Origin of the sequence: Paenibacillus arenosi (genome assembly GCF_014841135.1) — a bacterium.
Classification (GTDB): domain Bacteria; phylum Bacillota; class Bacilli; order Paenibacillales; family Paenibacillaceae; genus Paenibacillus_B; species Paenibacillus_B arenosi.
On record NZ_JACYTN010000002.1, the window covers coordinates 242,762 to 258,538 of the forward strand.

At 45.3% G+C, this 15,777-nt stretch carries 11 protein-coding genes; all 11 read right to left on the reverse strand.

Annotated features, from left to right (window positions below):
- Positions 1-68: 68 nt before the first annotated feature.
- Positions 69-2,291, reverse strand: a complete 2,223-nt coding sequence (mutL, locus tag IFO66_RS04200; protein ID WP_192023929.1) for a DNA mismatch repair endonuclease MutL — start codon at positions 2,289-2,291, stop codon at positions 69-71.
- A gap of 117 nt (positions 2,292-2,408) precedes the next feature.
- Positions 2,409-5,234, reverse strand: coding sequence for a DNA mismatch repair protein MutS (mutS, locus tag IFO66_RS04205; protein WP_192023930.1), 2,826 nt, complete (start codon positions 5,232-5,234; stop codon positions 2,409-2,411).
- Positions 5,235-5,367: 133 nt separating this feature from the next.
- Complete coding sequence (locus tag IFO66_RS04210) at positions 5,368-6,906, reverse strand: putative amidoligase domain-containing protein (protein ID WP_192023931.1); 1,539 nt, start codon at positions 6,904-6,906, stop codon at positions 5,368-5,370.
- 158 nt (positions 6,907-7,064) lie between these two features.
- Complete coding sequence (locus IFO66_RS04215) at positions 7,065-7,631, reverse strand: outer spore coat protein CotE (protein ID WP_028593632.1); 567 nt, start codon at positions 7,629-7,631, stop codon at positions 7,065-7,067.
- A 328-nt stretch (positions 7,632-7,959) separates the two neighbouring features.
- Positions 7,960-8,946: an aromatic acid exporter family protein gene (locus tag IFO66_RS04220; RefSeq protein WP_192023932.1), complete on the reverse strand. Its 987-nt coding sequence runs from the start codon at positions 8,944-8,946 to the stop codon at positions 7,960-7,962.
- A gap of 260 nt (positions 8,947-9,206) precedes the next feature.
- Positions 9,207-9,833 (reverse strand): 50S ribosomal protein L25, encoded by a 627-nt coding sequence (locus IFO66_RS04225; RefSeq protein ID WP_192023933.1) that lies wholly within the window; start codon positions 9,831-9,833, stop codon positions 9,207-9,209.
- A gap of 193 nt (positions 9,834-10,026) precedes the next feature.
- Positions 10,027-10,824 carry an ABC transporter permease gene (locus tag IFO66_RS04230; protein ID WP_420488647.1) on the reverse strand — a complete coding sequence of 266 codons (798 nt, stop codon included), beginning with the start codon at positions 10,822-10,824 and terminating at the stop codon, positions 10,027-10,029.
- A gap of 61 nt (positions 10,825-10,885) precedes the next feature.
- Entirely contained in the window at positions 10,886-11,671 is a 786-nt protein-coding gene (locus IFO66_RS04235) for an ABC transporter ATP-binding protein (protein ID WP_192023935.1), read from the reverse strand.
- A 40-nt stretch (positions 11,672-11,711) separates the two neighbouring features.
- The gene (locus tag IFO66_RS04240; protein ID WP_192023936.1) at positions 11,712-12,722 is read right to left on the reverse strand and encodes an ABC transporter substrate-binding protein; all 1,011 of its coding nucleotides are present in this window, start codon (positions 12,720-12,722) and stop codon (positions 11,712-11,714) included.
- 242 nt (positions 12,723-12,964) lie between these two features.
- Positions 12,965-13,225, reverse strand: coding sequence for a metal-sensitive transcriptional regulator (locus IFO66_RS04245; RefSeq protein WP_028593626.1), 261 nt, complete (start codon positions 13,223-13,225; stop codon positions 12,965-12,967).
- 30 nt (positions 13,226-13,255) lie between these two features.
- The gene (locus IFO66_RS04250; protein WP_192023937.1) at positions 13,256-15,748 is read right to left on the reverse strand and encodes a CoA-disulfide reductase; all 2,493 of its coding nucleotides are present in this window, start codon (positions 15,746-15,748) and stop codon (positions 13,256-13,258) included.
- Between the last annotated feature and the right edge of the window lie 29 nt (positions 15,749-15,777).

A 15,777-nucleotide genomic window follows, 5' to 3' on the forward strand; every position in this document is an offset into this window, starting at 1 on the left:
CATTATAAACGGTTTTGAAACATAAACACAAATGATCATGCTGTATGAAGAACCTAACTTCAAGAATGCTACATTATTCGCTTGAACATTTTTTCCAAATCCGTAGTTGTGAATTTAACAATTATTGGTCTTCCGTGCGGACATGTATAAGGTTGTATACATGCCCCAAGCTGTACTAGCAGTGCATTCACTTCGAGCTCGGTTATACGCTGATTCGCTTTAATCGATGCCTTACACGAACACATAATGGCCGCAGCTTCACGAATTTTACCAATGTCTATCGCCTTTTCCTCAAGTACCCAATCAATCATTTCTTGAATAATAGCTTCCTCGTCACCTTGCGGGAACCAGTACGGATGGGAACGCACTAAGAACGTTTGTTGACCGAACGGCTCTAGACCAATTCCAACCTGCTCTAGTAAGGGCAATCTATCCAAAATCCGTTTTGCCTCATTCGGTGTAAATTCAATCGTTAATGGGATTAACAATTCTTGTGACGCATCTGCTGGCTTTGCAAATTGCTCACGGAATCGCTCATAGTTCACCCGTTCATGAGCAGCATGCTGGTCAATAATATATAAACCCTCTTCATTACTGCATAATAAATACGTACCATGCACTTGTCCAACATAGTGAAGTGCCGGGAATGCAGGCAAAGAAACATCATCAACCGGCAACTGAGACACAGCCTGATTCCAACTAGTAGTAGATGTACGATAAGTATCTTTTGAGCCTAGTGTTGAACTAGCTGAAATAGATTGCCTATTTGAAGGACGAACAGCATTTTGCTTATATTCCGAACTATCCTTCGACTCGCGCCATGCTGAAGATGGAGAGGTTGTACGAGATCCGTTCGCTGCTGATCGTGGACGTTGCTCATCATAATATGACTTAGCTACATCCAGACGTTCGGCATCTTCTGAATTCTCACTTTTCTCCCTATTCGTTACAACGCTTGATGTCAACTTGTTGCTCACAGCCCCCGAAGCATCTATGACAGTCTCCACTGCCGGATCTTTTGTAGCTTGTGGATGTGAAATCTCGTTCTCCATCCGCTGTTTATCTTGTTTTCTGCTCTGCTCATACGATGCACCAGATTCACGGTCCAATTTTGCACCAGTTAGAGGCGTTTGCTCGCGCTCCCGCACATGCATATTCACCGTTGGCTCTGGAGGAGCAGACAAGGCTCCCATGCCTATTTGCGACTCATTGCCGCTCACACTGGAAGCAGTCCAGTCCAGGCTAACTTGTTCCACCATTGTGCGAACTTTTGCCTTTGGAGGCGCTGCTAATGGGATCAAAGGTTGTCCTAGCAATTGATCATGAATTGCTTGTTCTACGAATTGGACAAGCTCTGCTTCCTTACTGAATCGAACTTCCATTTTCGAAGGATGAACATTGACATCGACTAACGTAGGGTGCATGGACACCTGCATCACCAGTAACGGGTAGCGATTAATAGGAAGCAAGGTATGATACGCACGTAGAACCGCCTGATTTAATGGAAAACTCCGAACATAGCGTCCATTCACAAACCATGACATCGCATTGCGGTTTGATCTAGTGAGTTCAGGTTTCCCTACATAGCCCTCAAGTCGATAATCTAAATGTTCTGCTTCGATGCGTACCATTTGCTTGGCGGTATGCACCCCATATATCGCAGCAATCACTTGCAGCAAATCACCGTTCCCGACAGTTTGCAATAACGAATTTCCATTGTGCTTCAATGTGAATCCGATACTCGGATATGCCAGTGCCATGCGATATAAATAGTCAGAAATATGGCCTAGCTCCGTCTGAATGGATTTCATATATTTCAATCGAGCAGGCGTATTGTAGAACAGCTCTCGAATCGTAAACACCGTTCCTTGCATCGATTGCACATCTTCATTCACCATACGCTGGCCGCCCTCAATGACGAAACGACGACCCAGTCCGGTCGTCTCAGACGATGTGATAACTTCCACCTTGGACACCGCTGCAATACTCGGAAGTGCTTCTCCGCGGAAACCAAGACTGCGGATAGCAAACAGATCCCGATTCGTACGGATTTTACTAGTTGCATGACGCTCAAACGCCGTCTCCACGTCTTCCGCTTGAATACCTGAGCCGTTATCCTTGACTTGGATGAGCTGAAGTCCACCTTCCTCGACACTTACATCGATATGTTTAGCGCCAGCATCGATTGCATTTTCAACAAGCTCTTTGACAACAGATGCTGGACGCTCAACAACTTCACCCGCTGCAATCTGGTTTGCCAATTGCTCCTCCATCACTTGGATAATACCCATATTTGTTCCCTCCCCGCAGTCTTTTACTTTTTACTATTTTTCACCAATCACTATTCTTGTACATACGAAGCACGCCGCTAGAATTATAAAATATACAGCGTGCAATGTACCTACTTGCTAACGCTTTATCGCCTGACGTGCCTCACGCATAAGGGCATGCAGCTGATTCATCGCTTCAAGCGGCGTCAACTCCAGCACATCTACCTCACTTAACTTTTCGATCAGCTGACGATATTCGTTATTGCCAACCGAATGATCAGTTTCTATAGAAGCTGCTGCTTCTCTTTCATACGAAACAGCAGACTCATGTAAGCTTTGGGCTTCTTTCTTAGCAGCTGTCGCAGCTGCAACCGAAGCTCCCGTAGAAGGAGCCGACTGAACCACTTCGCTTCTTTCGCCAAACAAATCAAGCTGTTCGATTGCTATCGCTTCATAATGAATAGGCATCTGCTGTTGCTGCTGCTCATGCTCACGGTCAACATCACGGATAACAGTTTGTTCCTGACGTTCAATAACAGCCTGCTTTTCCTTAACAAGATGAGTCTGATTCGGTACATCTGACTCATAATCCGTTAGCAAATCATATGCTCGATCTATAATGGATTCCGGCAATCCTGCCAATTTAGCACAATAAATACCGTAACTTGTACTTGCAGCTCCGTCTACCAATTTGCGCAAAAATGTGACGTCACTGCCACTCTCTTGTACAGCCATCGATACATTGCGAAGCTTATCCAAATGGTCTGCAAGATGTGCTAGCTCATGGAAATGTGTCGATACAAGTGCTTTACATCCAATATGATGATGGACATATTCAATAACCGCTTGCGCGATAGACATCCCTTCGCTCGTTGAAGTTCCACGTCCAAGCTCATCAATAATGACAAGACTGCGCTTCGTTGCCTTCGCAGTCATGACTTGAATATCCATCATTTCAACCATGAACGTACTCTGACCGCCGATCAAATCATCTGCTGCTCCAATACGGGTAAAAATACGATCAACCAACGGGATGACCGCATGTTCTGCTGGTACGAAGCATCCGATCTGAGCCATCACATGAAGCAAAGCCACTTGTCGCATGTACGTACTCTTACCTGCCATGTTAGGTCCGGTAATTAGTAGCATCGACGCAATTTCTTCACTCAGTTGAGCATCATTCGCCATGAAGCTGCCTTGCTGCATCACTGCCTCAACAACCGGGTGACGGCCATTTTTCACATCAAGATGATAGCCTTCATGAACTTGCGGCTTCACAAATCGCTGCTTCGCACTAACCGCCGCTAACGATTGATACACATCAAGTTGGGCAATCGCTTCCGCTAAATGCTGCAATCTGCGGACATGTCCGTTGATACGCTGTCTAAGCTCACTGAACAACTCATACTCCAAGCCAACCATTTTATCTTCTGCCTCAAGTATGAGTGCTTCCCGCTCCTTAAGCTCAGGAGTGACGAATCTTTCAGCATTAGCTAAAGTCTGCTTGCGCTCATAACGTCCTTCTGGCAAAGAGGATAAATTGGACTTAGTCACCTCAATAAAGTAACCAAACACCTTATTAAAGCCCACTTTGAGTGACTTAACCCCTGTCACTTCACGTTCTTTACGTTCCAGTTCGGCAATCCAGCGCTTGCCGTTAACACTTGCTTCACGAAGCTTGTCCAAATAATCGTGATAGCCATCTTTAATAAGATTACCTTCACGAACAGAGATCGGAGGCTCATCTTTAATCGCGGTCTCAATCCATTCCTTAATATCTGAACAAGGATCCATTGATTGAGCCAACTGCTGCAGCGTATTCGAAGACGTCGCCATACAGCGCTCCATCAGCGCAGGTACGCGTTCTAACGAAACCTTTAATGCCGTTAAATCTCTACCATTTGCTGTACCGAATGCAATACGCCCAACGAGACGCTCCAAATCGTATACGGATGATAATTGTTCCCTCAGCTCTTCACGAGCAATAAAATCGTTATATAACGTTTCTACAGCCTCAAGACGTTGATCGATTGATTTCCGATTCAATAACGGCTTGTCAATCCAACGACGAAGCATACGCCCCCCCATGGAGGTTTCTGTTTGATCAAGAAGCCATAGCAATGAACCTTTCTTCGCTCTTTCTCGCACCGTTTCTGTTAGTTCAAGATTGCGTCGAGTAAATGGATCCAGGACGAGATATTGATCAGGCTCTAGTTCTTGAATCGTTGTAAATTGACTTAATGAACGCTTCTGGGTCTCGTGCAAATACGACATCAGCAAGCTAACAACTTTCTGACGTTCTTTATCCAAACGTGTCCACACAGCTTCTCCAAACTGCTGGCGTGTCAATGCTTCATTAGTATCTTTCCAGGCCGTAAACAGCACTTGACGGTTCCAAGTCATCGTCAGCGGCTTGACCGTATCCAGCAGATGCTCATCACCTATCATTTCACTAGGCACATATACGTTTACCTCATCGAGCAGCCAATTGCCCTCCATCGGTGCAGAAGAAACCGTAAGTTCCCCTGTAGACAAGTCGCATGCAGCCCAAGCATGCTTACCTTCCAGTTCCGTAACGGCTAACAAATAACGGTTGGCCTTCTCTTCAATCGTTTTGCCATCCATCACTGTGCCGGGCGTCACAATACGAACAATTTCGCGGCGTACAACTCCTTTCGCCTCAGATGGATCCTCTACTTGCTCGCATATGGCAACTTTGTAGCCTTTTTCGATCAAGCGCTGAATATAGTTCTCAGCAGAATGATGGGGCACACCGCACATCGGGATCTTCTCCTCAGATCCTCCGCCACGGCCAGTCAATGTTATCTCCAACTCTCTTGATGCCAACAATGCATCATCAAAGAAGAGTTCATAAAAATCTCCAAGGCGGAAAAATAAAAAGGCGTCCTTCGCCTGTTCTTTCACTTTTAAATATTGTTGAATCATTGGCGTGTATGTGGCCATCGTCAACCCCCATTGCCATTCTTAAAGTACGTTTGCTCATATCACAGTTGTTGAATACTCTCTTTAACTTATCTAGTATAACAAAAAAAGCACAGGAGCTCACCCCGTACTTTTCATCGTTTCATTCTATGACTTAAGCATGTATCCAGGCATTCTTGACATCCGTATGTTCTCTCCAGCTCCACTCTTCGCGCAATCGTTGAGTCAAGTGAGACAACAATAACTGCTGCTTGTCATCTGCGAACACCTTCAGCTCTGTCAATCGATGAATGGCAAGATCTTTATAGACTTGCCGCGCATCCTCGGTATATGCAGTAATAATTGGAGCACGTGCAGCCTCTCGTCCTGGCAGCTTCCAGTAATGACGTACGATGATTTCAAACACACTCAGCAGTTCCGCACTTAAAGACGGATCCACAAAAAAGTTCCATAACGTTCGATATTCAAAGCCACCAGCTCCATTATGTGGATGCTGACGCACATCACCTAGTGTTCCATAACCCGCTCTTCGCCTATGCTCACTTCGCTCTCGTTTCTGCTCTAGAAGCGAGCAAGGCAACGCCAAGTAAGTGTCCAACGCACGAATAAGCTCAGTAGTACACATTTTCCCTGCTACATGCAAATGAGCCCCGATTGGAAACCGATTTAAAGGTTTCGATCCTGCCAAGCACGAGATGACAGAGCCTTGATCATGATCTCCCTGCTGTAATGAAATTGAAGCTGCTCGCATCAATTTACGGGTCGTAGAAACTAATGACACAGCATAATCAGTTGGCTGCGGACGAAGCTCTAATAATGGATATATAACCTTTCCATTAATCCGTACCGCATCACACCCAACTTCACCAGCCAAATCAAAAAATCGGGATGCCGGTATAATTTTTCTGTTTTCAGCATCGTACAAAATAAACTCCGCATCTAAGCCAAATGATAAATCTAATCTTTGTCGACCTTCACTTCCACGCTCTTCACCTAACAATATCGCATCTAGTTGGATTCGCTCCTCATACTTTCTCCACACCCACTCCGGATCCCTCCGAGTAACGGGAGCTGCTCGTACAACGGTATCCCCCTCCTGAGGCTCATCCAATGCATAGCAACGCGGATTCGAGCTCGGATCATTCTGTATAGGTATTACCGTCGCATCACTTGTACTTTGAATGGTGACAGAGCACGTATCCCAGCCAAGTGCGTAGGCAGCCCGCTCCGCCATCCTTGCCAGCCTGCGATAAGGTGGATCAGACCATTTTGTAATAGGCCGATGCATACCGATTACCTGCGGCATACTGTGGCAGTGTGCTGCCGCGATAACTTCGCACTGATACACCCAAAAGGTAACCGTACGAATGTACTGAGAATCCTTGGTTCGATACGAATCATTCCAGACCGCATCATAGGAAGTTGGCAGGGCAAATTGCCGCAGCCTTCTCACCATTGTCCCGTTTTGCCACGGGCGCGCATAGCGATTCAGTACTAGCGCTCTGCCCTGCGGATGAACTGCATCCAATTGTTTAGCAATATCCACATAGTTCCCTGTTGTTCCAATAAGCCAATGGATTTCCATCTGATGCGCACGATCTTCCAAGCTGTGCAGCCGTTTGATGTTAATACTAGAAGATCGATTAAGCTCCCACGGCAGCCAATTTGTTCGAAAAGTGGTCGTCTTCGCCACCGAATGAACCTCCTTTTATTCCATACCTGAAAAAAAAGCAGCAAATGAATCACATATTTAGAAAAAAAGAGGGCTCCCGCCCTCGTCGAACATGCTGCCTATGCATATAGTGATGTTGTACAGGAAACAAGAAGCCGCCGCATACGGCTGCGGCGAGCTTATGTTTCTTCATCCGGTAAATATGGCTCTAAATCTTCATAATCATCGCTTGAATTCGCACTGCTAAAATCTAAATACTTGTCTTCCAGATCGGATGCGCCGTTTGGATTAACAACGACCCATACCTTCGTTTCAGCGACCATTTCCACAAGAAATTCCCGCTCGACACGAATGATAACACTTGTTCCACTTGAAGAAACTGTCGCTTCCACACAACTAGGTTCTTGGGTAGCTTCTGCGGCTACTTCTACCGTAGCTGCACGGTGATGTGGATCAACATAAGCTAACGATACAAGATCGGCATATGATACCGTCTCTTTAGCAACATCGGTCTGTGAGTTATTATTGTAGGAATACCAGATGTTGATATCGTAAGTACCAATTACCTCAATCCCATCCCCCGCCCGCACCGCCTCATATTGATGGTTTATAATCCATGCCCCCAATATGCTGGTCGGATTGTGAGGCGGAGTGACCGTATGTGTGACGACGGAGAACTTGCGACCTTTACCGCAAATCGCTTTCGTAATGATTTCACGGCTGTGGTTCTTATCTCGAATTGCCATCCTATGGACCTCCTCCATACAATCATTCTTTTAAAGTGTATGCAGGACATAGGCGAATGTTGATAAAATGAAGCACACTAAAATTATTTTCCTTGTCCATCACTGTCATTAGCCGCCATACTCAGGTCTTTTCACGTCATCGCAACATTGGTCGATACACTAATTCGCTATCGATTTTCCTATACATAATATGATTTTCCCGCTCGGCACATGCAGTGAAGTACCACTGCCTTTTCCTTCACTCAACGCTTTCCCTATGTAAAATGATAAAAAGCCGACCCTTCAGGATCGACTTCTCTTTCTTATGCAAAACATTTTCCAAAAGCGATTACCCTTCAACGGTCAGCTCTTTCTTATCTTTCTTTGCCACCTTCAAATACACTCTCAACTCACGGAATACTTGAAGAATTGCAGCTCTTACCTCCAACTCCTCACGTGTCGTAGGCAGCGGAAGTTCACGAAATTGCGGCTCGAGTTCATTAAGCAACCGTTCCGTCGTTCCTGTATATAGCGGATGCTTCACATCTTCACTCAATTGCTCAAATAAGTTAGCTACGAGTTGGTTGTACGGCATCGTTTGATAAATTTGCGACAGCAGCTGCATTAAATTTTGAATAGAGTCCAATTGTGTCTTGCGCATATAGAAATATAACAGCCATTTCTCTTCAACCATCTCTTCTTCAGATGGCAGCAATCGGTTCTCCAGCGCCTTAGAGGCAGTTGCGATACCGCTCTCAATATTGGCAGCAGTATCAATCATTTCTTTGCCGTCCCACACATAAGCGGCATCCCTTAAGTTACGACTGAGCTGCAAAAAGATAGCAGAGAAGCAGGCATCGATTTCTTTGCGAATATCCCACAGCTTTTCGTGTTCCTTGGGCATGTAAGCCAAATTGACTAGTGTGGCCGCACCTAAACCACAGCTAAGCAGCAGCACTTCATTCCAAAGAATATGTAGCGTTACTTGCCCCTCCGCATAAAGGTGAAAAACCACAACGGCACTCGTAACGATGCCTTGCTTGAAATTCAAACGTGCCACCAATGGGAACGTTAACAATATGTACGCCGCCAGTACCCACAAATGGAAACCAAATAGTAAAAACAAGCACGATGCAACGGCAAGGCTAACAATGGAAGCGAAAAATCTGGCAGAGGTTGAGCTGATACTCTTTTTACGTGTAACTTCTACAGCGAGTATAGACAATGTCCCTGCACCAAGATGATTATCTAATCCAAGTAGATCAGCTACAATAATGGCGAGAATGGCTGCAATAGCAGTCTTAATAACGCGAAATCCTACGAATCCAAATAACATGATGTTCACCCTCTATCGATTGGATCGTTTATGGTTAGTATGTGACTACTTTTCAACATCATACCACGTTCGCATGCAGCCTGTCCGCATCTAACACCCTGTAGCCTCACTTCACTTTATACTTATATTAGATAAGTATGAGCACGAATTTATATGGCTTATCAAATGGACAAAACAAAAGCGCTCCCATTCGGGAACGCCTTTGCTAAAGATGTTACCTGCTATTTTACATCATTTAAGCACTTCGTTTAAGCAATCAATTAAGTGGTTACATCCGTTTCTTGAGCTGTATCTTGGCTGCTAGCTTCATCATTCGCTTCCAACGTACTTGGTAGTACAACGGAAGCTAAAATAATATCTTCTTGTGTGAACAAGGATACCTCCTTAGGCCATGACACATCCTTCACAAGTAGCTTTTCGCTAATGTCAAGCGAAGATACGTCTATTTCAATGGAAGCAGGAATGTGATCCGGCAACCCTTCCACTTCTACACTTGTTTCTTGGATATCCAATATGCCTCCGCTTTTCGTACCTGGAGCAATTCCTATATATTCAAGTGGTACACGTACTTTAATTGGTTTGTTCTTATCTACCTTAATCAAATCCACATGCTGCCATTTCTCATCTTGCCGCTGGACATCTTTAATCATGACAGGAATCGGTTTCTTCCCATCTACAACTAGATGAACAACATCGGTTAACCCTTTCGAGCGAACATAATTGATGATTTCTCTAGCATCCACACTAAGGGAAATACTGTCTATTCCTTGCCCATATACAACAGCCGGCAATCGTCCTTGTTTCCTTAATCTTTTTGAGGTCGAACCACCCTCAACTTTCCTGCTTTCCGCTTTTAGTTGGAAAGACGTGCTTGTTGTGCTCATCATTAACAACCTCCTCGTCGGTAGCTACTCACGGTCGAGCATGTTATCGACGTCTATTTTTACGTGAGTGAAATTTGGTATAACAGATATTTACCCAGTTCCTTCGCGCTTATAACCAAACAAGAAGAAAATTTTTATTGCGTGATAAGCACAGTTGTATTTCATCTATGGCAAACTCCCGCTGCTAAATCGCACTTTACTTACTGTTTGCATGGCCAATAAGTCTTCGCTCCAAATAGGAAACGGCTTCATACATTATCGTAGCAACTATCGCAATCAGCACTAGAGAAGAAAGGACAAGCGTAAAGTTAAACACTTGAAATCCATATATGATTAAATAACCAAGCCCTACTTTGGACACGAGAAACTCGCCAACGATGACACCCACCCATGCAAGACCTACGTTCACCTTTAGCGTAGATACAATGGACGGAATCGTTGCTGGAAAAATAACTTTACGGAATACAACACTTTTGCTGCCGCCAAATACTTTCACAACTTTCACATAGTTCGAATCAACCTCGCGAAAGGCGTTATATACAACAAGGGTCGTAATAAGCACTGTGATCGACAACGTTGTAGCAACAATGGCCGTAAAGCCAGGACCAAAGCCGACGATGAACAAAGGGCCTAAGGCGACTTTAGGCATACTATTAAATACAACCATGTATGGATCGAGCACGTTGGCTAAGTACCGTGACCACCAAATCACTACCGCTAATAAGGTACCGAATACAGTACCGAGCGCAAAGCCCACCAACGTCTCTCCTACTGTCATCAACAAATGCGGCCATATACTGCCGTCCGCAAAGTCTTTCCACAGCTGCACTCCTACTTTGGAAGGATAGCTGAAAAGAAGCACGTCAATCCATTTGAAGCGTCCAGCCAACTCCCAGCATACGAGCATCGCCGCCAACAAACTAAATTGCGTGACCGTGACACGGGTGCGGTGTGAACGTTCTGACTTTTTATATTTAGCAAACGTATCCGCCATGAGCGCCTTCGCTTCTGGAGAATAGTAAATGGCTGAAGTTTCCGCTCGCTCCCTGCTCATTTCACATCCCTCCCGTCTGATTATCAGAGGCTTCAAGCTCTTTCCACAGCTCGTGGAACCAATCATTGAAACCTGCCTGCTCACGGGCAAAAAATGGGGTTGCAGAGCGAATCGGTTCTGGAACATCAAATACGCGTCGAATGCTGCCTGGATTGCGATTCATTACAAATACACGATCGCTGACAGCCAACGCCTCCGATAAATCATGCGTCACAAGAATGGCCGTCTTCTCATGCGCCTTTAACGTATCTACAACAAGGTCTTCGAGCTGCAGCTTCGTCTGATAATCGAGCGCAGAGAAAGGTTCATCGAGCAAAAACAACTCCGGCTCAGTGGCCATCGTCCTTATAAGCGCGACACGCTGGCGCATTCCTCCTGACAATTGGTGCGGAAACAGTCGCTCTGTTCCTTCTAATCCCATGCCTTCAAGCATCCGCACAACGCGTGATCGACCGGCCTCATTCAGTTGATTCGTTAATTCTAAACCCATACATGCATTGTCCAAAATCGTCCGCCATGGAAACAAGTAGTCTTGCTGCAGCATGTAGCCGACCCGGGAGGAGCTGCCTATTACACGTTCCCCATCTACAAAAACGTTACCTTTGGTTGGAAAATCAAGCCCTGCAATTAACGACAACAAACTAGTTTTCCCACATCCACTCGGGCCAACAATACTTACAAACTCACCAGGATATATTTGTAAGGATACATCCTCTAGCGCAAGCTGTGCCCCTCGCCCTGTCACATAAACATGCGAAACGTCTTGGATTTCTACCATTGTGTGCATGCAGCTGCCTCCTTTCGGCTCATACTCAAATGACACGGTCTCATTTCACCGTTTGCTTCGCTTGCTCTGCGAAGCGGTTATTAACTAGACGTTCAAGTGGAACATCCTGCTTCAATTCCCCAGCAGTCCGCAGCACATCATGCAAGTTGTTCCATTCCTCTTGCTCGAACACCCCATCAGACGCATAAGACCCTTGCTCTTTATATCGTTTAACTGCATCGATAACGATTGAGCGATCCGCATCTTTAAAATAAGGGAGTATCGCATCTGCGATATCCTCAGCAGAGTTAGTAGCTACCCAGCGTTGAGCGAGTTGCAAAGCGTTCGTGAACTTCTGCACCACATCAGCTTTTTCATCTAAATAACTGCCTTTAGCCATATAGGCCGTATAGGGCAATTGCCCGCTCTCTATCCCAAAGGAGGCGACAACCGTACCGCGCCCTTCTCGTTCAAATATAGAAGCTTGAGGTTCAAACAACTGAACGTATTGACCAGTTCCCGATGCATACGCGGAAGCAACATTTGCAAAATCAACATTTTGGATCAAATTCAGATCCTTCTGAGGATCAATGCCATGCTTGCGCAAAGTAAATTCCCCAGCCATTTGCGGCATGCCACCTTTACGTTGACCAAGGAATACGCTTCCTTTTAACTCATTCCAATCAAACGTCCCATCATGCTCTCTCGCCATTAAAAAAGTGCCATCCGTTTGCGTCAGCTGTGCAAAATTAATGACTGGATTGTCCGCTCCCTGCTGAAATACATATATAGAAGTTTCAGAGCCTACCAAAGCAATATCAATGCCCCCAGACAGCAATGCCGTCATCGTCTTATCTCCACCGGCCGTCGTCTGCAGCTCCACATCAATTCCTTGTTCAGTAAAAAAACCTTTAGCTAATGCGACATACTGCGGAGCGTAAAATACCGTGCGAGCTACTTCGCCTACACGAACCTTTGGCTTTCCGCTATCATTGCCGCAAGCGGCAGCAAAGATAGACAGCATTAACATGACAATCAAAGCACATGCATAGAATCGAAAGCGCAGCCGCATTGTCATAACCTCCTTCATTAGTTGCTTGATATAGTCATACAGCTTATGCAACAGCAGAAGTGATGGTTAACGCCTATAACTTTGCTCAGTTCCTTGCTTGTCTCGTTACAGCGCATAACAAAAAGCCGATCTGCTTGCATCACGCAAACAGATCGGCCCAACGATGAAGTTCTCAACAATAAACGTAAATTGGAGAACTGATCATTCGCACAAAATGAAACACACCACATGTGCTCGTTATATTAACGGCTCTTCACTAACATAGAAATAGCCTCTTGAATCACTTCATCTGGACTTTCACCCGCTTCAAGCTGCTCTTGCACACACTTCGCCAAGTTAGCTCCGATAACGAGTCCGATCGTTCTATCCACAGCTGTACGTGCAGCTGACAACTGTGTAATCACATCGCGACAATCCTCACCGCGCTCTAGCATATTAAGAACGCCTCGAATTTGGCCTTCCACCCGTTTCAGTCGATTGCGTATCGCCTCTTGATGTTCCACATTTACACCCCCTACTTCCATTTGCCAACATTAAATAAACAAATTCAATCCTGCCTCTTCTGCATCTCCCAAATAAGTAGCGACACCACCTAGTTCAACACCATCGATAAGCTCTTGATGTTCAATACCCATCAGTTCCATGCTCATCGTACAAGCTACGAACTTGACTCCAAGCTGTTGTGCATTAAGAATCATCGTTTCCAGATCATCCACATTGTTGCGTTTCATTACATTTTGAATCATTTTTGGACCAATGCCCGCAAAATTCATTTTCGATAAAGGAAGACTGTCCGCACTTTTGGGCATCATCATGCCAAACATTTTTCCAAACATATCTTTATCCGTTTGAGCAGCCGCTTTCTGTTTCAGCATATTTAAACCCCAGAACGTAAAGAACATCGTCACCTGTTTACCCATCACCGCCGCCCCAGTAGCGATAATGAAGCTGGCGATTGCTTTATCCAGATCGCCACTGAACACAACCAGTGTCGCATTATTTTTCTCAGCAGTTGGGCCAGCACTTGTTGCAAGCGTATTTGGATTTATTTCTTCTGAGTCAGGCCTGGGACATTGTCCTTTTTGCACATATACAACAAGCTCATGATTGACGTTCTCGGTACGCAGCATCGTATTTCCTGTCTTCTCCGTCCATTGCTTCACATCTGAAGCGAATCCTGGATCCGTTGCTTTAATTTCAATCACATCGCCTGTATCAGCACGTTCTACCGCCTGATATAACTGCACAATTGGACCAGGACATTGCAATCCTCTTGCATCAATCACTTGTTTCGGCGCAGTAGCCATAAAAGTTCCTTCCGAATTCGATCCAGATTGATTCGATTGATTAGCTTCTCTTTCTTTTTTCATATAACTATAGGTCTTGTATCCACCATCGACGTTAAACACTTTAAAACCGTACTGCTCGAGCATTCTTGACGCAATATACCCTCGTAAGCCTACTTGACATGATACGTAAATCGGTTGATCTTTTGGCAAAGTAAGATGAGCTTGGCGCAAGTCATTCAACGGAATATTTGTAGAGCCCGGAATGTTCCCAGCTTGTACTTCCAATGGTTCGCGCACATCGATAAGTAGTGCTCCCGATCCAATCAAACCGTCCACTTCGTGCCATTGAACTGTATCTACAAGCTCGTCCATCATATTCGATGCGATATAACCCAACATATTGACAGGGTCTTTAGCAGAAGAATACGGCGGTGCATAACACAACTCTAGATCAGCAAGATCATATACCGTTAGTCCACCACGAATCGCTGTTGCTAATACATCAATACGTTTATCCACACCATCCGCCCCGACACCTTGAGCACCTAGTATACGGCCATCTTCAGGCGAGAATAGGAGCTTCAAAGATATCGCCGCTGCGCCTGGATAATATCCAGCATGTGATACAGGATGCGTATGAACGACACGATATGGAATGGAAAGTCGTTTAAGCGTCTTTTCATTATTGCCTGTTGAAGCAACTGTGAGCTGAAATACTTTCGCAATAGAAGAACCGTAAGCACCCTCATATCGAGCTGGACGTCCTTGAATAATATCCGCTACAAGACGACCTTGGCGATTCGCCCCCCATGCAAGCGGTACATAAGTTGGCTGCCCGTTCACACGGTCTTTCACTTCAATAGCATCACCTAGTGCATAAATGGACGGATCACTGGTCTGTAACTGCTCATTTACACGAATTGCGCCACGCTGTCCCAGCTCTAAGCCCGATTCTTTAGCAAGCTCGTTTTCTGGCTGTACACCGATTGCTAATACAATCATATCTGTGTCCACACGTCTACCACTTTCACAAATAACGGACTTCCCTTCGTTTTCAAACGCAGAGACACCTTCACCTAGCAGTAGTTCTACACCATTTGCACGCATATTTTGATGTACTATCGCAGCCATTTCCTCATCAATCGGGTTCATTACTTGATTGCCGCGTTCAATCATCGTTACTTCCAATCCACGCTCGCGCAAGTTTTCAGCCATCTCAACGCCGATAAAGCCACCGCCAATTACGACTGCTTTTTTAGGCTGTTGCTCATCCACATACGCTTTAATACGATCTGTGTCTGGAATATTTCGCAATGTAAACAACGCCTTTGTTTCTTCAATACCTGGAATATCCGGTCGAATTGGCTTCGCACCTGGTGACAAAATAAGAATGTCATACGGTTGATCATAAACGGTACCGTCTTGTACACGTCGTATTTGCAGCACTTTGCGATCACGGTCAATGCGCACCGCCTCACTCCAATTTCGAATATCCATTTGGAATCGCTCTGACATGCCTTTTACCGTCTGTACGAGCAATTTGCTGCGCTGCTGGATCGCACCTCCTATGTAATAAGGAAGTCCACAGTTAGCAAAAGAAATATGCTCACCGCGTTCCAACAATATAATGTTGTCTTTCTCATTCAAACGGCGCAAGCGTGCTGCTGCTGATGCCCCTCCCGCTACTCCACCAACGATAACGATTGTACGTGCTTGATTACTTTGTGGCTGGTTCATTCCAAAGTCCCCTCTCATTTAAACGAATC

Coding starts and splice junctions, on each gene's coding strand:
- mutL (WP_192023929.1), bottom strand. CDS start 2,291: ATGGGTATTATCCAAGTGATGGAGGAGCAATTGGCAAACCAGATTGCA.
- mutS (WP_192023930.1), bottom strand. CDS start 5,234: ATGGCCACATACACGCCAATGATTCAACAATATTTAAAAGTGAAAGAA.
- IFO66_RS04215 (WP_028593632.1), bottom strand. CDS start 7,631: ATGGCAATTCGAGATAAGAACCACAGCCGTGAAATCATTACGAAAGCG.
- IFO66_RS04220 (WP_192023932.1), bottom strand. CDS start 8,946: ATGTTATTTGGATTCGTAGGATTTCGCGTTATTAAGACTGCTATTGCA.
- IFO66_RS04225 (WP_192023933.1), bottom strand. CDS start 9,833: ATGATGAGCACAACAAGCACGTCTTTCCAACTAAAAGCGGAAAGCAGG.
- IFO66_RS04230 (WP_420488647.1), bottom strand. CDS start 10,824: ATGGCGGATACGTTTGCTAAATATAAAAAGTCAGAACGTTCACACCGC.
- IFO66_RS04235 (WP_192023935.1), bottom strand. CDS start 11,671: ATGCACACAATGGTAGAAATCCAAGACGTTTCGCATGTTTATGTGACA.
- IFO66_RS04240 (WP_192023936.1), bottom strand. CDS start 12,722: ATGCGGCTGCGCTTTCGATTCTATGCATGTGCTTTGATTGTCATGTTA.
- IFO66_RS04250 (WP_192023937.1), bottom strand. CDS start 15,748: ATGAACCAGCCACAAAGTAATCAAGCACGTACAATCGTTATCGTTGGT.